This is a genomic window from Streptomyces sp. NBC_00568, assembly GCF_026341855.1.
Lineage (GTDB): Bacteria > Actinomycetota > Actinomycetes > Streptomycetales > Streptomycetaceae > Streptomyces.
This window is the reverse complement of record NZ_JAPENW010000001.1, coordinates 5,004,602-5,023,876: the sequence shown is the minus strand read 5'-3', so window position 1 is coordinate 5,023,876 and position 19,275 is coordinate 5,004,602. Positions and strand designations below refer to the sequence as shown.

Genomic DNA, 19,275 nt, shown 5'->3' with positions numbered 1-19,275 from the left:
GGCGCGCGGCCCCGGTGCTGGAACACCGGGGCCGCTGTTCGGGCCGTTCCACCTGTGAGAGGAACACGACCCAATGAGTCCCATCGTCACTGTTCAGGACGTTGTTACCGCGTTCGCCGACTTCATGGAGCCGACGAGTGCGGAGCTGGACGCGATCGACCTGGAGATGCCCGCGATCCTCGCGGACGTCGACCTGCTCGACGCACAGATCACCACCCTCGACCGCACGCCCACCGAGCTGGACGTGCGCCGCATCCGCCGGGCCTACCGCCGGGTGCTGGCCACCGAACGCGACCAGGCCAACCGAGCCGGGGCGAGCGCGACGGGCGGCGTGGCATGAACCTTCACCGCAAAGGCAGGGCCACTCTCGTGCTGGCCCTGGTCGCCGTGGTCGCCATGGCGTTCCGGGTCTCGTGGAACGCGTTGCGGGACATCGCGAACGCGGTCGGTGCGGACAACACGGCCGCGACGCTCTACCCGTTCGTGGTCGACGGCCTGATGGCCCTGGCACTGGTCGCCACGCTCGTCCTCGCGGGCAGGGACCGGACGTTCGCGCTGCGGGTCCTGGGCACCTACACGCTCGCCTCGCTGGTCCTCAACTACGTGCACGGCCTCGTGCCGAAGCTGCATGACGCGCAACTCGACTGGACTCGCCTCGCCGACTGGGACCCCGCGAACTGGGCCCTGGTCCTGCTCGCGACGTCGCTTCCGGTCGGGTCGATCTACTTCGGTTCCGACCTGGTCGCCAAGGTTCTCCACCACCGCCCCGACTCGATTCCCGAGCCGGAGGCGAATATGGAGAAAACCACCGAGACAGTAAGGAATCGGTCTACGGCTGACCTCGCGGTATCGACCCCGGCACCCGCCCCCGTGGTGCCGCTGATGATGCCCGATCCGGTGACCGTCGACTTCCTGAAGTCGACCCAACTGGCCAAGCCGATCCCGGTCCCAGCGCCTGCTCCGGTCGCGGCGATCGAGCGCCGTCCGGTGGCCGCTGAGTCGACCCGACCGCGCCGGGCGACGGGACGCGTTCCCGACGCCGCCCGATCGGCACAGCCGCGCCGGACGGCGGCTCAACTGCTCGATGAGGCCCGCACCGCGACAGCCGATTGGCCGGACGCGCAGATCACGGCGGAAGGCATCCGCCGCACGGTCCGCACGTCACCGGCGAACGCCCGCACGCTGCGGGACACCCTGCTCGACGAACGCGCCGCTTGATCTCTCCCAACTTCCTTTGGAGTTCCGCTGTGACCAGCACCAACCTTGCTCCGAACACCATCGGCTACGCGTGGTACGCCCACGTGACCATGCCGGGCGGGAGCCGGGCGTTCGCTCACGGAACCGTCACCGTCCCCACCTCCTTCTGCTGGGACCGCGTCACCCGCGAAGTCGCCGCATGGCTGCGAGCGCAGGGCTCGGTCGTCCAGCTCGCTGACATTCATCTCATCCTCGCCCCGCGCGTCTGACCGGAGGGATCGACCATGTCCAAGCCCAACACCCGCCGCCTTGACCAGGCGATCCGCGAGACGAACCGCAAGCTCGATGCCGTCCGTAAGGGCGAGCTGTGGCCGCTGACCGGATCGGAGCGGCGCCAGATGCTCGCCGCGCTCGCCGGCGGCTCCTACCGGGTCATGCGCGGCAAGAGCACCAGCCGCGCCGACAGCCGGATCGACTCCGTCTCCACCTCCGCCGAAACACGGCTCATCGCTGAGATCACCGCGTTGCAGGTTGAACGGCAGCGACTCGTGACGGAAGCGGCGAAGGCCAAGGCCGCCAAGAAGTCCTCCGGCTGGTGGTGACGCGACCCGCGCCGCCACTCCCCCCGCACAGCCCTCCCCCTTTCACCCTCACCCCGGACACGGGGCAGTCAGGAGTGTCCTGAACCATGAGTGACAACGTCGTTCACCTGCACAAGAACACCGAAACAGCTCCCGAGTCGGCCACCGTGACCACGCTGGCCGTGGTCCCCGAACCGGCCCCCGCCGCACCCGTCCCACTGTGGATCCGCTCCGGACGCGCCATCCACACAGCGGTCACGCACGAGACGACCAAGACCACCGCTCGCGCCGTCGCCCGGCACACCCTGTACGTCGCCGGCGGGGCAAAGATTGCGGCGAGGCGGACGTGGGACGGGCGGACCGCCTCCCGGTACGAGCGGATGTTCCGCGCCGCCGAAGCCGTCGGGAATCACGAGATGGCTTCGGAGTGGGAGGAGCGCGGGCAGCACTTCCGCGAGGCCCGCCACCGCCGCCGCATGGACCTACTCCACTCGCCCGTAGACGCGGCCAAGGGCGTGGCCGTGAGCGCTGGCATGGGTGTCGGGTCGCTGGTCGCCCTCGGGATCGTGATGGCGATCGCGACGAAGGACGTCACGCAGGTCGTTACCCCGTTAATGGCCACGATCGACTTCATCAACCTGCTCATAACCATCGTCCAGGTGGTGTGGGGTCCCGCGCTCACGGTCGGGCCGTTCCTCGCCTTGCTCGCCCTGTGGGCGATCGGCAGCAAGCAGCACGCCGCACCGGCATGGGCCCTGCCCGACAACGTCCGCAACAGCGAGGGCGAGCCCATCACCCCGTCGATCGTGGTCAAGGCTCTGCGCGACCTAGGAGTACCCGCCCTGCGCAACGCCATCAAAGAGATGGGGGACGCCGGCGCCTCGATGCTCGGACCGATCCGGATCGCCGGATGCGGCGTCGAGGTCGACGTCACCCTCCCCTCCGGGGTATCGACGATCGAGGTGCAGAACCGCCGGCGGAAGCTCGCGGAGAACCTGACCCGGCACGAACACGAGGTGTTCATCACCATCCCGCAGGCCGCCCGCACGGTCCGTCTGTGGGTCGCCGACTCCGGGGCACTGGACGAGCCGATCGGCCCCTCTCCACTGGTCACCGACGAAACGATGACCGCCGACTACGCCAAGGGCCGCGCCCCGTGGGGTCAGGACCTGCGTGGTGATGCCGCCGCCCTGTCGCTGTACCAGCGGCACCTGTTGATCACGGGCCTGTCGAACCAGGGCAAGACCGTCGCTCTGCGTTCCCTGGCGCTGTGGCTCGCCCTGGACAAGTCGGTGCAGTTCGTCATGGGTGACCTCAAGGGCGTGGGCGACTGGGCCATGTTCTACGGTCTTGCCACCACCCTGATCCAGGGCCCGACGGATGAGCACGTGATCCAGGTGACCGAGATGGTCGAAGGTGCCGTCGCTGAGATGAACCGCCGTCTGATGGCCCCGCCCGGAACGCAGTTCCCCGCCCTGATCGTGCTGGTCGATGAGGCGCAGGTCGCGTTCATGTGCCCGCTCAAGGACGAGGACGGCCGTTTCTACGGCGGCTCCAAGGCCACCTCCCGGTACTTCATGGCCGTCCGGAAGATCCACAACCAGGGCCGCGCCGTCAACGTCCTGATGTGGCAGGGCACCCAGGACCCGACCGATCAGAACCTGCCCAAGCTGGTCCGCGAGGGCGCCCACACCCGCGCCTCGCTCGCGCTGGGTACCGAGTCACAGGCCCGCATGGCGCTGGGTGACAAGGCCGTTGACGGCGGCGCCGCGCCGAACCTGCTCCGTCCGGGCCTGGATCAGGGAACCCTCGTGGTCGCCTCGTCCGGCATCGACATCCCCAAGGGACAGTCGTCCATCACGGTCCGCACGCACTACGTCGATGACGCCGCCGCCGAAGCCATCATCGACCGCGCCAAGGCCCTGCGCGACGGAGTCACCACCCTCACCGTCATCGACCGCGGTGAGCAGCGGGACCCGCTCGCGGACATCGCCAAGGTGGTCGGGGATGCATCGCGGGTGCGCACGAAGGATGTGCTCAAGCGGCTCGCCACGCTGAACGAGGACGCCTACGGCGGCTGGTCGTTCCTGGACCTCAAGCGCGTGCTGGACGCCGCCGGCGCGGAGCCCCACAAGTCCGACGGGGTCATGGTCGTCAGCCGCGACCGCGTCATCCGAGCCCTCGCCGACCGAGATAGCGATGGTTCCGCTTCCGTCGACGTATGACAGGGAACCGACCCCTCCCTAGTCAGGGAGGCAGGGAGAACTCCCTGACCGCCTCCCTGACCCGCCTCCCTGGCCCTGAGCTGCACAAATGATCGCTCAGGGAGTTAGGGAGGCACCCCAGGTCAGACCCCGAAAACCCCCTCCACAGTCACCCCGCAAGGGGAGTGGCTCCGCCTCCCTGCCCGAGCACCGGAAGGGATTCCGCATGTACCCCGAACACCCCACCCACAGCCACCCCGCGACCGCTGTGGAAGTCCACCAGCCCGTTCCGCTCGCCCCGGCCGTCGCGGCCCCGACGCCACTCATACCGGTGCAGCCGGGCAGTGTTCCGGCGGTGGCGAGCATCGTGCTTCCCGACGGCCGGGTCGTCACCGGCTATGCGATCAACCCCGTACACCCCGAACCCGTCGCGGCCAAGCCGACCGTCTCCCGCACGGCGGTGAACATCGCCCTCGGCGGAGTCGGGTTCGTCGCGGTGTGCGGCGGTCTGCTGCTGCTGACGACGTTCATCGCCGCACTCACCGCGCTCATCACCCAACTGATCACCCTCGCCGCCGTCATCTTCGGCGGCTGGATCGCCGTACAGATCTTCGGCGCGAGCAGCCCTAAGAGCGGGACCACGGTCAACATCCGCAAGGCCGTGATCAAGCGCAACCACTTCCACGGCTAACTCCACTACCTGGCGGTGCGCTTGCTGAGCCAGTGGGCCTCAAGCCAGATCCGGTGCTCCGGCCTCAGCTGTACGGCCAAGGGCTGGCCGTGCAGCTGGCCATAGAGCGGGAATCTGCGAAGAGCTGGGGCTATGTCGACCAGGCCGGAGCCGGGGTCTACTGCGATCTGGCCGAGATCGAAGAGCCTGTGGATGTCCCGCCTGAGCAGCAAGCCTCCGTAGTCGTGGTGTTCGCCAGACTCAGCGAAGCTGTACAGGTGAGCTGCCTCAAGAACAGCTTCAGGTGCAGCGCCGGTCACCGCGCACAGGTCGCCCTGTTCGCGCAGGAGGCGGCTGCGGAACGCGCTCTGGCCCACCCGCACTCGTACTTTGGCGACCTTGTGGCCTCCGGGGATGGGTGCCTGAGCCTCGTTCTCCAGCTCCAACGGCAGTTCCTCGCCCGCCATTTCGAGGAGCGCATCGCGCAGCATCTCCCAACGCGCGGGCCGCATGCTCAGCTGCGAGCCGGGCGAGTCACACATGGCCCGGAGTTCCGCGCCGGTCAGCAGGCCCCGGCCGTTGATCCAGCTGATGCCGTGCCGTGAGCGGTAGGTCGTCACGGTCTTCGTCTTCTCACCGGGGGTGTCGAACAGTGCCCCGCACTGATTGCAGCGGCATGCCGGTGTCAGACGCGAGCGACGCTTGAAGTCAGCGCGGCCGCAAGCCGGGCAGAAGTAGACCAACTTCTCAGCGGTTCCCGTGTCGATCCCGTGGATCACCGAAACGCCGATCAGCTCTTTCTTGTCCCACAGCGCGATCACATCCCCCACCGCAAGCTGCGCGTGGTTGGGCACCGTGCTGTCCCAGCTGTAGTGGTACCGCGGGTTGTCGTCGTAGCCGTCGTTCCCGCCGTGCTGCCGGTTGTCACCCACGGCCAGCACCAGCCAAGCAGTCGTCACAGCGCCCCTCCCGAGCCCACATGCCAGGGCAGCCGCCCTCTCGCCAAAGACCGCGGCTGCCCTGCGTCCACCAGCCCGCTGATACCGAACCGGAGACAACCCAGCATGACGCAACCCACTGACATCCGGCGAGCACACGGCTTACACCCACGCCTGCTCGACCTGTTCTGCTGCCAGGGCGGAGCCTCCAAAGGCTACGCAGACGCCGGCTTCGACGTGACCGGCGTCGACATCGCCCCTCAGCCGCGTTACCCGTTCCGGTTCATCCAGGCGGACGCCATCGCCTACGTCCTGGCGCACGGCGCGGAGTTCGACTTCATCCACGGCTCACCGCCGTGCCAGCACGACAGCGAATGCCAGCGCATCCAGGGCAACACCCACCCCGACCTGATCGCCCCGACCCGCGCCGCCCTGGAAGCGACCGGACGGCCGTGGGTGCTGGAGAACGTCCGGGGCGCGGTCCGGAAACTGAACGCCCCGGTGATGCTGTGCGCGACGATGTTCGGACTGGCCAACTACCGGCACCGGTTCTTCGAGACCGGCGGCGGCTTCACCCTCGAACAGCCCGCCCATGCCGTGCATGCGGTGCCGCAGGCGAAGATGGGCCGCCCCGTCCCGCCCGGCCACTACGGCCAGTTCGTCGGCAACTTCTCCGGAGTCCCCCTCGCCCGCGACGTGCTCGGGGTGCCGTGGATGAACCGCGATGGCATCCGCGAGTGCATCCCGCCCGCCTACGCCGAGCACATCGGACAGGCCGCCCTGACCTCCCTCGCCCCGGTCCTGGGGGTGGCCGCGTGAACGCCCGCGTCCTGCCCCTGCGGCGCCCGAACGGTCTGCGTCTGCTCGACCTGTGCTCGGGTGCGGGCGGTCTGTCCATGGGCTACTACCTCGCCGGGTTCGACGTCGTCGGCGTGGACATCGCGCCCATGCCGAACTACCCGTTCCCGTTCATCCAGGCCGACGGCCTGGACTACTGCGCCGACCACGGTCAGGGGTACGACCTGGTCCACGGCTCCTGGCCCTGCGAGCGCTACGCCACCGTCACCAAATGGCGCGGCAACCCGGAGAGCCATCCGGACCTGATCGGCCCCGGCCGCCAGGTCATGCAGGCCACCGGCCGACCGTGGGTCATCGAGAACGTTCCCGAGACCGCGGCCGCGGGCCTGCTGCGACCGGACTACCTGCTGTGCGGCACCGCGTTCGGCCTCTCCGTCCGCCGTCACCGCGTCTTCGAGACCTCCTGGGGCGGGGGCGGGGACCTGGTCGCGCCGTGCTGGCACCGCAAAGACCTGCTCCCCTTCGAGCACAAGGGCGAGCGCGCCTACGCGGACGCCATGGGCTGCACCTGGATGACCAACCTCGAAGCCCGCAAAGCCGTACCTCCGGCCTACGGCCAGTGGATCGCCGAACAGTTCCTCACCATCGAGGGGAGGACCGCGGCATGACTGCCACCATCAACCATCTGGAGACGGCACTGAAGCTCGCCGCTCACGGCGTGCCCGCCCTGCCGCTGCGCGAGGGCAAGGTGCCGTTCGGGAACTGCCCGGCCTGCGCCAAGAACGCCTGCGGTGGCCGGCCAAACATGAAAACCCCCGGCCCCTGTACCTGCCCCGCGCCGTGCCACGGCTGGGCCGCCGCCACCACCGACCCCGGCGTCATCAACTCGACACCATGGGCACGGGCGTGGCGGGAAGCCGCGGGCGTGGCCTACCACCCCGGCGGCGCGGGCCTCACCGTCGTGGACCTCGACAACGCCGAGGCCATCGCGTGGGCCCGGACGAGCCTGCCCGTCACCCGAACCGTGCCGACGACCCGTGGGGAGCACTGGATCTACCGGGGCGCCATGCAGGGCGCCAACGGCGTACAGCCTGGCATGGACATCAAGTCGACCATGGCCTACGCCCGATGGCTCGGTCCTGGCACCGGCACCATCGCGGCCCTGCCGGATACCGTGCGCGCCCTGACCATGAAGGAGCCGATCCCGGTCCATCCGGCGTCCCTCACGGTGCCCGCACCGGTCGGTGGCGGGGAGTGCCCGCACCGGACGCTGACCTACCTGGACCGCGGCATTGCCATGGCGGAGCAGCGCATCACGGAGACCCGTGAGGCGGTGCACGCGACCGTCTACCGGACGTTTCTTGCGGTGCTGTCCACGCACGGTCGGTGCGGCTGTCTCACCGAGGCGCACACGGCGCGCCTGTTCACCGCAGCTCAGGCCAAGGGCGAATCGGCCCGGCACTGCACCGAGGCGTGGACCAACGCCCTGACCACGTTGGGACTGAGCCATGTCTGAGGACGACAAGACTCCCGGCCGCGAGGTCATCGCGGACTACGCGCAGGAGCACTTCCGGTACTTCCGCACCGCTGACGGGACCGTGTACGCGCAGAAGATGGGCCACCCGGTGGCCCGTCCGATCCGCTCGCAGGGCACCACCGGCAGCCACAGGCAGGAACTCATGGTCGGCCTGTTCAAGGACGGCATCGGCGTCTTCAACGGGTCCGCGCTCAAGGAGGCGTTGGACTTGATTGAAGCGCTCGCGCTGACCGAGGACGTGCAGCCCGTGCACATCCGCGTGGCCCCCGGGTTCGACGGGGCGACGTGGCTGGACCTGGGCCGCGACGACGGGCAGTCCGTCCGTATCCACCCGTCGGGTTGGGACATCCTGACTCCCGACCCGCGCGAGGTGTGCTGGCGGCGGACCCAGCTCACCGGGGAACTGCCGCTGCCGGCCAAGGACACCGACGGCAAGGGAATCGACCTGCTCATGCGGCTGTGCAACTTCGCCACCGCGGAAACCGAATGCCTGGCCATCGCCTGGCTGATCGGCTGCCTCGGTCCGTCCGTGCCCGTACCTGCGCCGTTCCTCACCGGGCCGCAGGGCGCGGGGAAGTCAACGGGTGGCCGGATGCTCGTGCGGATCATCGAGGGCATGAGCGGTGACCTGCGCCGGGCGCCGAAGGATGAGGAGAACCTGATCGCGGCGGTGGCGGCTGGATGGGTCACCGCGCTCGACAACCTCTCCCACATGACGCCAGACCTGTCGGACGCGATGTGCTGCATCGTGACCGGCGCCGAGAGCGTGAAGCGCGCCCTGTTCACCGACGGGGACGTGTTCCGCGTCGGCTACCGCCGGCCCCTGCTCCTGACCGGCATCGACGTCGGCGTCATCCGACCCGACCTCGCCGAACGGCTCCTGCCGCTCCGCCTCGAACGGCCCCGGATCAGGCGCACCGAGGCCGAACTGTGGGCGGACTACGCGGAAGTGCTGCCCGTGGTCCTCGGCTCGCTCCTAGACCTCACGGTCAAGGTGCGCGCCGTGCAGGCGGAGACTCCAACCGACCTGCGGATGGCGGACTTCGCCCACCTGTGTGCGCAGTTCGACGCGGCAACCGGTCTCGGGGCGCTGCCCTCGTACCGGGCGAGTCTGGACGACCTGAACGACGACGTGATCGAGGGCGATCTCCTCGCGCAGACCGTCCTCAGGCACGCCGAGACCATCGAGCCGGGCGGCGCGCAGCAGATGACGTCCACCGAGTGGCTGTCCTGCCTCAGCAGCGTCTATAGCGCGGACGAGTGCCGTCCCCTGCCCAAGGGGTGGCCGACGACCGGCAAAGTCCTCTCCGACCGTCTCAAGCGCCTCCAGCCCACCTTGGCGGCCCGGGGCGTGCTCATCGAATCGGGCCGCACCAAGGCGGGCCGCTATCTCGAAATGACCCGCACGGCCGCCCTGACCCTGCCTCCGCACGAGCAGACGCGGGCGTTCTGACCCGCGACCCCGCTCGCTCAAGCGAACAGCAAGAAGAGCACGTGCTCCTCTTGCTGTTCGGCGGAACGCCGCCCCAAGGTCGCGCCGCGCAGCGGCTCCCTCATCGCTCTGTAAGGCGTACCCAAGTACTACAGGGCGCCCCTTCTTTGTCCTAAGTAGGAAGACGCTGCGTCACCTGCGTCACCCGGGCCGAAAAACGGCCGCTGACCTGCACCAACAGCGATGACGCAGACGGCCAGCTCTGCGTCATCCTGCGTCACCTGCGTCACCCGATGACGCAGCCGATGACGCACCGGTGACGCAGGGCCGATCCGCCGCGTCAACCAAACCCGCAGGTCAGAGCCGCAAGTGACGCTGATGACGCGGTGACGCAGAAATCCGAACCTCGGACACACACGGAGTCCGAAGCCCCGAAGCCAACGTGACTCAACTTCTGAGGACACCCCATGAGCCGAGCCCGTTCCGCTCACCCCGACCCCCGCGCCGCCATTCGCGGCGGCTTGCCCGATCGGTACCTCACCCCGGGCGACATCGCCGAGATCTTCGGCGTCCCCCTCGAAACCGTCTACCAGTGGCGCAAGAAGCGGACCGGACCGGTCGGCTTCCGCATCGGCAAGCACCTGCGCTACGACCCCGCCGACGTTCAGGCCTTCGTCGTTCAGCAGCAGCGCGCCGAGGCTGACGCGGCGTAGACCCCCATCGCTGTCCCTGGGAGGGCCACGTCGGGTGGCCCTCCCTCTGCATGAGGAGACACAGACACCACATGGCCGGCCACATCCAGGACCGTTGGTTCAAGACCGAGAACGATGCCGACGGCAAGAGCATCCGCACGAAGTCCGACCGCCACGGCACCGGCCTCCGCTATCGGGCCCGCTACATCGGCCCCGATGGCACTGAGAGGTCGCAGAGCTTCCCCGATGGGCAGAAGCGCAGGGCTGAGCAGTGGCTGACGAAGACAAAGGCCGACATGGACGGCGGCCGCTACATCGACCCCAAGGCCGGGCGCATCACGTTCCGTCAGTACGCGGAGAAGTGGCTTCAGTCGCAGACAACGGACCCCACCACGAGGGAACCGGTCGGCGTCCAGATCCGGCGCCACGCCATCCCCTACCTGGGATCTCGTCCCCTTGGCACGTTCAAGCCGGAGCACATCCGCGACTGGCTGGCGGAGTTAGAGCGGGCGATTCCCGCGTCCAGCTATCGGCGCGTGATCTTTGCGAGCGTCTCTGGAGTCTTTGCCGCGGCGGTTGAGGACGACCACTTGCACCGGAACCCATGCAAGTCCAGCACGGTCCGCGCCCCTGGGCCGAGCAATCGCCGTGTAGTCCCGTGGACTACCGAACGCACGTTCGCCGTGCGCACCGCCCTCCCGGCGCAGCACCGTGCCATCGTCGACCTGGGGGCCGGCTGCGGTCTGCGACAGGGCGAGATCTTCGGGCTACCGGCCGATGAGATCAAGTTCGTTAGTGGCTGGCTGCACGTCGCCTACCAGGTGAAGGTGTCCGCCGGAAAACTCGTGTTCGCTCCTCCGAAGCGGGAGAAGGAACGCGACGTGCCGCTCGCCGACTCTGTCGCACGCGCTCTCAAGGAACACATGGCCGCTCACCCGCCCGTAGCGGTGACGTTGCCGTGGCAGCGTCCTGACGGCCGCCCAGTCACCAAGCAGCTCCTGTTCGTACGTCCCGACGGCCGTGGCGCCTTGCGCCGTACGGACTTCAACACGCACTTCTGGAAGCCAGCACTCGTGGCGGCCGGAGTTATTCCTAAGCCCGTGCCGGGCGAACGTCACCAGTCCGCCCGCGAGCACGGCATGCACGCCCTGAGGCACTTCTACGCGTCCGTGCTCCTGGACGCGGGCGAGAACATCAAGGCGCTGAGTACGTACCTGGGGCATACCGACCCCGGCTTCACGCTCCGGGTGTACACGCACCTGCTGCCCAGCAGCGAGGGCCGCAGCCGCAAGGCAGTGGACTCCGTGTTCCAGCGCACCGGTTCAGCGCCCGACGGCCCACAGACGGCCCAGCCGTAGCCGCACTGCCGAGAGGGCCCACGGTCGTCGACCGTGGGCCCTCTCTCCAAAGACAGTAGAAACCGCTCTGACCTGCCCCTACAGCACCGGCAGGTTCTTCCGCAGCTCGAAGGCGGTGACCTCGGAGCGGTACTCCTCCCATTCCGACTTCTTGTTGCGGAGGAAGAAGTCGAAGACGTGCTCGCCGAGGGTCTCGGCGACGAGTTCGCTGCGCTGCATGAGGGCCAGCGCCTCGCCGAGGTTCTGCGGGAGGGGCTCGATGCCCATGGCGCGGCGTTCGGCGTCGGAGAGGGCCCAGACGTCGTCGTCGGCGCCCGGCGGGAGCTCGTAGCCCTCCTCGATGCCCTTCAGGCCCGCGGCCAGGAGCAGCGCGTACGCCAGGTAGGGGTTCGCGCCCGAGTCGATCGAGCGGACCTCGACCCGCGCCGAGCCGGTCTTGCCGGGCTTGTACATCGGCACACGGACGAGGGCGGAGCGGTTGTTGTGGCCCCAGCAGATGTACGAGGGGGCCTCGCCGCCGGCGCCCGCGGTGCGCTCCGAGCCGCCCCAGATGCGCTTGTAGGAGTTGACCCACTGGTTGGTGACGGCGGAGATCTCCGCGGCGTGCTTCAGGAGGCCGGCGATGAAGGAGCGGCCGACCTTGGAGAGCTGGTACTCCGAGCCGGACTCGTAGAACGCGTTGCGGTCGCCCTCGAAGAGGGACAGGTGTGTGTGCATACCGCTGCCCGGGTACTCCGAGAACGGCTTCGGCATGAAGGTGGCCTGCACGCCCTGCTCCAGCGCGACCTGCTTCATGATCAGCCGGAAGGTCATGATGTTGTCGGCCGTGGAGAGCGCGTCGGCGTAGCGCAGGTCGATCTCCTGCTGGCCGGGGGCGCCCTCGTGGTGGCTGAACTCGACCGAGATGCCCATCGACTCCAGCATCGTGATGGCCTGGCGCCGGAAGTCCTGGCCGACGTTCTGCGGGGTGTGGTCGAAGTAGCCGGAGTTGTCGGCGGGGGTGGGTCGCGAGCCGTCCAGCGGGCGGTCCTTCAGCAGGAAGAACTCGATCTCGGGGTGGGTGTAGAAGGTGAAGCCCAGGTCCGAGGTCTTGGCGAGGGCGCGCTTGAGGACATAGCGCGGGTCCGCGAAGGACGGCGAGCCGTCCGGCATGAGGATGTCGCAGAACATACGGGCCGTGCCGGGGGCCTCGGCGCGCCAGGGCAGCACCTGGAAGGTCGACGGGTCCGGCTTGGCGATCATGTCCGACTCGTATACGCGGGCGAAGCCCTCGATGGCCGAGCCGTCGAAGCCGATGCCCTCGTCGAAGGCCTGTTCCAGCTCTGCCGGGGCCACGGCCACCGACTTGAGGAAGCCGAGTACGTCCGTGAACCACAGACGTACGAACCGGATGTCACGCTCCTCCAGCGTCCGGAGCACGAACTCCTGCTGCTTGTCCATCTTCCGCTTCCACCCATCCTTGCTGGTCAGGCCGCCTGCTCCCACGCCTCGAAGACGATCGGCGCACCTGAGCATCCCACCACAACACCATTTCATGCGCGTTGCGGACCTTGATCGGCCGGGCGACCTCGGTCTGAACGCCTCGCGTACGGCAGGTGTCCTGCTCTCCTGCACATACTGCCTGCTCACGCGCGCCCCCGTAATAGCCGCCCCTCACTCTCTCGCCCTACGGGCTTTAATTTGCATCTCAGATGCAAGTTTTACTACTGTGCCGTGCGTACAAGGGGGCCGCAACCCACCGCGTCCGCCCTGGCTTTGAGGAGTCCTGATGCTGTCCGAACCGTCCGCCTCAACCGTGCGCGCCACACTCCCCGTCGTCGGCGCCGCCATCGGCGAGATCACCGAGCGCTTCTACGCCGGGCTGTTCACCGCCCACCCCGAGCTGCTCCGTGACCTGTTCAACCGCGGCAACCAGGCCGCCGGCACCCAGCGTCAGGCCCTGGCGGGATCCATCGCCGCCTTCGCCACCTACCTGGTCGAGCACCCCGACGAGCGGCCCGACGCGATGCTGAACCGCATCGCGCACAAGCACGCCTCCCTGGGCGTCGCGCCCGATCAGTACAAGGTCGTGCACGAGCACCTCTTCGCCGCCATCGTCGAGGTGCTGGGCGACGCGGTCACCGCGGAGGTCGCCGCCGCCTGGGACGAGGTCTACTGGCTCATGGCGAACGCCCTGATCGCCATCGAGAAGCGCCTGTACGACGAGCAGGCGGACGACGGGGCCCTGCGCCCCTGGGTGGTCACCGAGCGCGTCGAGGAGACCGCCGACGTCGCCACCTTCCGGATCCGTCCGGCCGACGGCGGCACCCTGCCGGACTTCCGGGCGGGCCAGTACGTCTCGGTCGGCGTCCGGCTCCCGGACGGCGCCCGCCAGATACGTCAGTACAGCCTCTCCAGCGCGCCCGGTTCACCGGTGCGCCAGATCAGCGTCAAGCGGGTGCGCGCGGAGGAGAACCGCGGCGGCGCGACGAGCCCCGAGGGCGAGGTCTCCAACCATCTGCACGCGCACGTCCGCGAGGGCAGCGTCCTCGAGGTCTCCGCGCCGTACGGCGATCTGGTCCTCGACGACACGGACGCCCCCGTGCTCCTCGCCTCCGCGGGCATCGGCGTCACCCCGATGATCGCCATGCTGGAGCAGCTGGGGGTCACCGGCCACAAGGCCCCCGTCACCGTCGTGCACGCCGACCGCTCCCCCGCCGAGCACGCGCTGCGCGCCGACCACGAGGCGTTCGCGGGCAAACTCGCCGACGCGGAGACCCACTTCTGGTACGAGCACCCGGAGCCGGGCCACCCCGCCGACCGGACCGGCCTGGTCGACCTCTCCGGAGTGACGGTGCGGCCGGGCACGCGGGCCTACCTGTGCGGTCCGCTGCCCTTCATGCGCGCGGTACGGACCCAGCTCCTCGGGAAGGGCATGCCCGCCGCCGACATCCACTACGAGGTCTTCGGTCCGGACCTCTGGCTGGCCCAGGACTAGGGGCTGTCCACCCGTCCCGATCCGGCTGTCCCTATCCGGCGGATCCAGCCGCGGATGCGGGGGCCGGCAACACCCCCGCAGGTCGTCGGAGACCGGTACGGCAGAGCACGGAACCCGGCCAGGCCCTGAGCCCGGCCGGGCACGGAGGCGGAGCCCGGCGGGGGCCGGCGGGGGCCGCCGGGTGGCGGGAACGGCCAGGTCACAGGAAACGGCCGGGTGGCGGAAACGGCCAGGTCGCGGGAAACGGCCGAAGCGCGAGAGCGGCCGGGGCAGGGCACTGGGCCACCGGCCACCGGGCCACCGGGCCACCGGGCCACCGGGCCACCGGGCCACCGGGCCACCGGGCCACCGGGCCACCGGGCCACCGGGCCGAGGCTACGGCCTCCGGCTGATGCCGAGCAGCAGGGGCCCCGTCGGCTCGGCGACCACGTCGGCGATGGTCAGCGGGTCCAGTGAGACGTAGAAGGCCTCCTGGGCCCGCCGCAGGGCACCCCGCAGCCGGCACGCGGAGACGAGCGGGCACGGCGTGTCCCCCTCGCACTCGACGACCTCGCCGTCCCCCTCGAAGACACGCACGATCGCGCCGACGGACGCGCCGCGCCCCTTCTCGGTGAGCGTGAGACCGCCGCCCCTGCCGCGCCGGGCATCGAGCAGCCCGAGGTGCTGGAGCTCCGCGACGACCTTGGCGGCGTGCGTGTAGGGGACGTGCATGTCGGCCGCGACCTCGCGCGTGGTGGGCGTCGAGTCGCCGACGACGGCCAGTCGCATCAGGACGCGCAGGGCCAGGTCGGTGGATCGCAACAACCGCATGCCCGACAGCGTAGGTAATGCGCATCTTCGGTTCAAATTTTCCTCCGCCCCCCGTCCCGCGCCCCTCCGCCATCACGGCCATCACGGCGCGCCCGCTCCCCCGCTCCCCTCCCGGTCCGCCCTTTCTTCGGCCAATCCCGTGCCCTCCCTGCCGACGCCCCTCCCTTCCCGATTACGATCGGCGAACCCGACCGTCCCATCCTCATAAGGACTCACCATGGGTTCCGCCAAGAACACCAGCACCGCCTCGCGCCAGGCGCGCATCGAAGAGTTGCGCCGCGCCGAGCGCAATCGTGAGCGGCGCAACCGAATCCTCGTGATAGCGGCGAGCACGGTCGTCGTCGCCGGTCTCGTCGCCGGTGGAGTCGTGCTCGTCAAGTCCCAGTCGGACAAGAAGGACACGGCGAGCGACTCGAAGGCGACGTCGGGGCACTTCGTCACGGGCACCGACGGTGTGAAGACCTGGAAGGGCAGCCTGGCGCGCAACCACGTCACGAAGACCGTGAGCTACCCGATGGAGCCGCCGGTCGGCGGTGACCACAACCAGGTCTGGATGAACTGCAACGGCGACGTCTACGCCAAGGCGGTCGACAACATGAACGCCGTGCACTCGCTGGAGCACGGCGCGGTCTGGGTCACGTACAACAGCAAGGCGCCCGAAGCCGATGTGAAGGCGCTCGCGGCGAAGGTCAAGAAGACCCCGTACACGCTGATGAGCCCGGTCGAGGACCAGAAGGACCCGATCATGCTGAGCGCCTGGGGCAAGCAGCGCGCGGTGACCGGCGCGAGCGACAAGAACGTCGACGCGTTCCTCTCGCAGTTCGTGCAGGGCAAGCAGACGCCCGAACCGGGCGCGGCCTGCACCAACGGTCTGGCCCAGTGAGGCAGGTCGGCTGGATCGCGGGCGCCGCGGCGACCGTGCTCGTCGCGGCCGGGGCGATCACCTACGCGGTCGCCGACGGCGACGACTCCGGGACGCGGGCGCCCGCCGCCGACTCGGCGGACGCGGGATTCGCGCGGGACATGGCGGTCCACCACCAGCAGGCCGTCGAGATGTCGTACATCGTGCGGGACCGCACCAAGGACGTGGAGGTACGGCGTCTCGCGTACGACATCGCGCAGACGCAGGCCAATCAGCGCGGCATGCTGCTCGGCTGGCTCGACCTGTGGGAGCTGCCGAAGGTGTCCTCGGACGCGCCGATGACCTGGATGGGCATGGGGGACATCGCCTCCGGCAAGGACGGCGCGCTGATGCCGGGCATGGCCACCAACAGCGAGATGAAGCGGCTCGGCACGCTCGACGGGAAGCAGGCCGAGGTCTTCTACCTCCAGCTGATGACCGCCCACCACAAGGGCGGCATCCACATGGCCGAGGGCTGTGTCGCCCAGTGCACCGTCGGCGTGGAGAAGCGGCTCGCGCAGGGCATGGTCGACGCGCAGCAGTCGGAGATCAGGCTGATGGCCGACATGCTGAAGGAACGGGGCGCGAAGGCGCGCGACTAGCGTGTGCCGGGGGCGCGGCGGCCGGATGCGTGGAACGGTCGGGGCACCGCCCGGACCGTTCACCCCCGCCCCCTGCGCCGCCGTGTGGTCAGCCGCGCCAGTCCGTACCGCATGTCAGGTGGACGCCGGTCGGTACGAGCCGCTCCACCGAGCCGGGCCGTCCCTGGGTGACGGCGAGCTGGGCCCGGTTCAGGCAGCCGATGAAGAGCTGGGTGCGGGCGGGCACGGCCGCCCGGTCGTAGCCGGTCACCGACGTCGTGCCGGCGCCGACGCCGCCACGAGACACGGGTGTTGAGCGCTGTTCCCCGCTCCAGGACTCGATCCGCTTACAGCGGACGGGCACCTCTTTACAGAGCTCGGGACGAGATAGAGGGAAAACCCTCGATTGTGGTCAAGAACCCGCTCCAAATCACCCCAAACAGCCGCCAATCGCGGCCACTTGGGCTTTCCTTGGCTTGTTCATTCCCCTGGCATGAACGGTTCATCGAAAGAGTGGCCCCCATCGGTGATCCATTCCTCCCGCCCTGGTGGGGCGCGAGGTCTCGCGTGGATCACCGACCAACCACTACATGCGACGAACCGCATCGCAGGGGGTTCTATGAGATCCAACCGCGCCACCGCGCGCGCCGGAGTGAGCATGGCGGCGACACTGCCTCTGCTCGCCGGCGCGCTGGCGCTCGGCATACCCGCGGCCCACGCCGCGGACGGCCCGAGCCGGGACACCCTCGCGGGCACCAGGCCCGCGTGGGCGACGGCCAAGGCGGACAAGGGAGCGGCGTCCGACAGCTCCCAGGTCTCGGCCCGGGTGTACCTCGCCGGACGGGACGCCAAGGGACTGGCCGCGTACGCCAGCTCCGTCTCCGACCCGCACTCGGCTTCGTACGGGAAGTACCTGAGCGCCAAGAAGGCGCAGGCACGTTTCGGCGCCACCAAGGCCCAGGTCACGGCCGTGACCTCGTGGCTGAAGTCGGCGGGTCTGACGGTCACCGGGACGACGCAGCACTACGTCTCCGTGACCGGCGACGTGGCCGCCGCCGAGAAGGCGTTCGGCACGCAGCTGCACAACTACGCCAAGGGCAAGAAGACTTACCGGGCGCCGTCGAAGACGGCTTCCGCGCCGGCCGCCCTGAACGGCGCCGTCCTGACCGTCACCGGCCTGGACAACGCCCCGCACAAGGCGACGCACGCCGATCAACTGCCGCCTCCGGACGCGGTGTTCAAGAACTCCGGGCCGTTCTCCTCGTACCACGGCTCGAACATCGCGAGCACCCTGCCGGACGCGTACGGAACGAAGATCCCGTACGCGGTCAAGGGGTACACGGGCAAGCAGCTGCGCGCCGCGTACGGAGCGGGCACGCGCACCGGCAAGAACGTGCGGGTCGCCATCACCGACGCGTACGCCTCGCCGACCATCGCCTTCGACGCGGCCACCTACGCCGCGAAGCACGGCGACGCCGCGTACACCAGCGGTCAGTTGCGTCAGGTGCTGCCCAAGAAGTACACGAAGACCGAGGAGTGCGGGGCGGCCGGCTGGTACGGCGAGGAGACCCTCGACGTCGAGGCCGTGCACGCGGTCGCGCCGGGCGCGAGCATCACGTACGTGGGTGCCGCCTCCTGCTACGACGACGATCTGCTCGACTCGCTCAACAAGATCGTCGACGGGCACCTGGCCGACATCGTCTCCAACTCGTGGGGCGACATCGAGGCCAACCAGACCCCGGACCTCGCCGCGGCCTACGACCAGGTCTTCCAGTTCGGCGCGGTCGAGGGCATCGGCTTCTACTTCTCCTCCGGCGACAACGGCGACGAGGTCGCCAACACCGGGACGAAGCAGGTCGACACCCCGGCCAACTCGGCGTGGGTGACGGCGGTCGGCGGCACCTCGCTGGCGGTCGGCAAGGGCGACAAGTACCTGTGGGAGACCGGCTGGGGCACCGAGAAGGCCTCGCTGTCCGAGGACGGCAAGAGCTGGACCGGGTTCCCGGGCGCGTTCACCTCGGGCGCGGGCGGCGGCACCAGCAAGACGGTGGCGGAGCCCTACTACCAGAAGGGTGTCGTCCCGAACGCGCTGGCCAAGGCCAACAACGCCGCGGGCAACCGGGTCGTCCCGGACATCGCGGCGATCGCCGACCCCAACACCGGTTTCAAGGTCGGCCAGACGCAGACCTTCCCGGACGGGACGGAGCAGTACAGCGAGTACCGGATCGGCGGCACCTCGCTCGCCGCGCCGGTGATCGCGGCCGTCCAGGCGCTCGCCCAGGAGGCGCGCGGCGGCAAGGCGATCGGTTTCGCCAACCCGTCGATCTACTCCAAGATCGGCTCGAAGGCGTACCACGACGTCACGGACAAGCCCACGGGCTCCGGACTCGCCGTGGCGCGTGTCGACTTCGCGAACGGCTTCGACGCCGCGGACGGTGTCCTCACCTCCGTCCGCAGCCTCGGCAAGGACAGCTCCTTGAAGGCCGTGAAGGGCTACGACGACGTCACCGGCGTGGGCTCCCCCGCCCCGGGCTACGTCGACTCGTACCGCCTTCACTGACCCCGCGTCACACGCGATGCGCTCGCCTCTCCGACGGAG

The 19,275-nt window shown here is 69.3% G+C and carries 20 protein-coding genes; 16 read left to right on the top strand and 4 right to left on the bottom strand.

The window, feature by feature from the left end:
- Window positions 1–73 precede the first annotated feature (73 nt).
- The 6 genes from OOK38_RS21785 to OOK38_RS21760 all read left to right on the top strand — a co-directional run bounded on the left by OOK38_RS21785 (window position 74) and on the right by OOK38_RS21760 (window position 4,673).
- Complete coding sequence (locus OOK38_RS21785; protein ID WP_266758006.1) at window positions 74–340, top strand: DUF6284 family protein; 267 nt, start codon at window positions 74–76, stop codon at window positions 338–340.
- On the top strand, window positions 337–1,218 hold the full coding sequence (locus OOK38_RS21780; protein ID WP_266758009.1) for a DUF2637 domain-containing protein: 882 nt from the start codon (window positions 337–339) through the stop codon (window positions 1,216–1,218). Before OOK38_RS21785 ends, OOK38_RS21780 begins: the two co-directional genes overlap by 4 nt.
- A 29-nt stretch (window positions 1,219–1,247) precedes the next feature.
- The gene (locus OOK38_RS21775) at window positions 1,248–1,466 is read left to right on the top strand and encodes a hypothetical protein (protein WP_266758011.1); all 219 of its coding nucleotides are present in this window, start codon (window positions 1,248–1,250) and stop codon (window positions 1,464–1,466) included.
- A gap of 15 nt (window positions 1,467–1,481) precedes the next feature.
- A complete protein-coding gene (locus OOK38_RS21770; protein WP_266758013.1) occupies window positions 1,482–1,799 on the top strand; it encodes a hypothetical protein in 318 nt (105 codons plus the stop codon).
- 86 nt (window positions 1,800–1,885) lie between these two features.
- The gene (locus tag OOK38_RS21765; RefSeq protein ID WP_266758036.1) at window positions 1,886–4,003 is read left to right on the top strand and encodes an FtsK/SpoIIIE domain-containing protein; all 2,118 of its coding nucleotides are present in this window, start codon (window positions 1,886–1,888) and stop codon (window positions 4,001–4,003) included.
- 205 nt (window positions 4,004–4,208) lie between these two features.
- Window positions 4,209–4,673, top strand: a complete 465-nt coding sequence (locus OOK38_RS21760) for a hypothetical protein (protein ID WP_266758038.1) — start codon at window positions 4,209–4,211, stop codon at window positions 4,671–4,673.
- A 5-nt stretch (window positions 4,674–4,678) separates the two neighbouring features.
- Here the strand turns inward: OOK38_RS21760 and OOK38_RS21755 are convergent, their stop codons facing one another.
- On the bottom strand, window positions 4,679–5,611 hold the full coding sequence (locus OOK38_RS21755) for an HNH endonuclease signature motif containing protein (RefSeq protein ID WP_266758040.1): 933 nt from the start codon (window positions 5,609–5,611) through the stop codon (window positions 4,679–4,681).
- Window positions 5,612–5,716: 105 nt separating this feature from the next.
- On the opposite strand from OOK38_RS21755, the gene OOK38_RS21750 reads away from it, so the two are divergent.
- From OOK38_RS21750 to OOK38_RS21725, 6 genes are all read left to right on the top strand, one after another.
- Complete coding sequence (locus OOK38_RS21750) at window positions 5,717–6,409, top strand: SAM-dependent methyltransferase (RefSeq protein WP_266758042.1); 693 nt, start codon at window positions 5,717–5,719, stop codon at window positions 6,407–6,409.
- Window positions 6,406–7,056, top strand: a complete 651-nt coding sequence (locus OOK38_RS21745; RefSeq protein WP_266758044.1) for a DNA cytosine methyltransferase — start codon at window positions 6,406–6,408, stop codon at window positions 7,054–7,056. Before OOK38_RS21750 ends, OOK38_RS21745 begins: the two co-directional genes overlap by 4 nt.
- A complete protein-coding gene (locus OOK38_RS21740; RefSeq protein WP_266758046.1) occupies window positions 7,053–7,904 on the top strand; it encodes a bifunctional DNA primase/polymerase in 852 nt (283 codons plus the stop codon). The genes OOK38_RS21745 and OOK38_RS21740 overlap by 4 nt, the downstream gene beginning before the upstream one ends.
- A complete protein-coding gene (locus OOK38_RS21735; RefSeq protein WP_266758048.1) occupies window positions 7,897–9,378 on the top strand; it encodes an ATP-binding protein in 1,482 nt (493 codons plus the stop codon). Before OOK38_RS21740 ends, OOK38_RS21735 begins: the two co-directional genes overlap by 8 nt.
- 446 nt (window positions 9,379–9,824) lie before the next feature.
- Complete coding sequence (locus OOK38_RS21730; protein ID WP_266758050.1) at window positions 9,825–10,070, top strand: helix-turn-helix domain-containing protein; 246 nt, start codon at window positions 9,825–9,827, stop codon at window positions 10,068–10,070.
- Between the two features lie 71 nt (window positions 10,071–10,141).
- Complete coding sequence (locus OOK38_RS21725) at window positions 10,142–11,407, top strand: site-specific integrase (protein ID WP_266758052.1); 1,266 nt, start codon at window positions 10,142–10,144, stop codon at window positions 11,405–11,407.
- Window positions 11,408–11,485: 78 nt separating this feature from the next.
- On the opposite strand, the gene glnA is transcribed toward OOK38_RS21725, so the two are convergent.
- The gene (gene glnA, locus OOK38_RS21720) at window positions 11,486–12,847 is read right to left on the bottom strand and encodes a type I glutamate--ammonia ligase (RefSeq protein WP_266758054.1); all 1,362 of its coding nucleotides are present in this window, start codon (window positions 12,845–12,847) and stop codon (window positions 11,486–11,488) included.
- Window positions 12,848–13,175: 328 nt separating this feature from the next.
- Between glnA and OOK38_RS21715 the strand changes: the two genes are divergently transcribed.
- Entirely contained in the window at window positions 13,176–14,384 is a 1,209-nt protein-coding gene (locus tag OOK38_RS21715) for a globin domain-containing protein (RefSeq protein WP_266848698.1), read from the top strand.
- Between the two features lie 375 nt (window positions 14,385–14,759).
- Here OOK38_RS21715 and OOK38_RS21710 read toward each other — a convergent pair whose 3' ends face one another.
- A complete protein-coding gene (locus tag OOK38_RS21710) occupies window positions 14,760–15,194 on the bottom strand; it encodes an Rrf2 family transcriptional regulator (RefSeq protein ID WP_266848696.1) in 435 nt (144 codons plus the stop codon).
- A gap of 217 nt (window positions 15,195–15,411) precedes the next feature.
- Between OOK38_RS21710 and OOK38_RS21705 the strand changes: the two genes are divergently transcribed.
- Together OOK38_RS21705 and OOK38_RS21700 are read left to right on the top strand one after the other, a co-directional pair.
- Window positions 15,412–16,077, top strand: a complete 666-nt coding sequence (locus OOK38_RS21705; RefSeq protein ID WP_266848694.1) for a DUF3105 domain-containing protein — start codon at window positions 15,412–15,414, stop codon at window positions 16,075–16,077.
- Entirely contained in the window at window positions 16,074–16,697 is a 624-nt protein-coding gene (locus tag OOK38_RS21700; RefSeq protein ID WP_266848693.1) for a DUF305 domain-containing protein, read from the top strand. Before OOK38_RS21705 ends, OOK38_RS21700 begins: the two co-directional genes overlap by 4 nt.
- An 88-nt stretch (window positions 16,698–16,785) precedes the next feature.
- Here the strand turns inward: OOK38_RS21700 and OOK38_RS21695 are convergent, their stop codons facing one another.
- Window positions 16,786–17,040, bottom strand: a complete 255-nt coding sequence (locus tag OOK38_RS21695; RefSeq protein ID WP_266758063.1) for a hypothetical protein — start codon at window positions 17,038–17,040, stop codon at window positions 16,786–16,788.
- 255 nt (window positions 17,041–17,295) lie between these two features.
- On the opposite strand from OOK38_RS21695, the gene OOK38_RS21690 reads away from it, so the two are divergent.
- Window positions 17,296–19,236, top strand: a complete 1,941-nt coding sequence (locus OOK38_RS21690; protein ID WP_266848691.1) for a protease pro-enzyme activation domain-containing protein — start codon at window positions 17,296–17,298, stop codon at window positions 19,234–19,236.
- The last annotated feature ends 39 nt before the right edge of the window (window positions 19,237–19,275 follow it).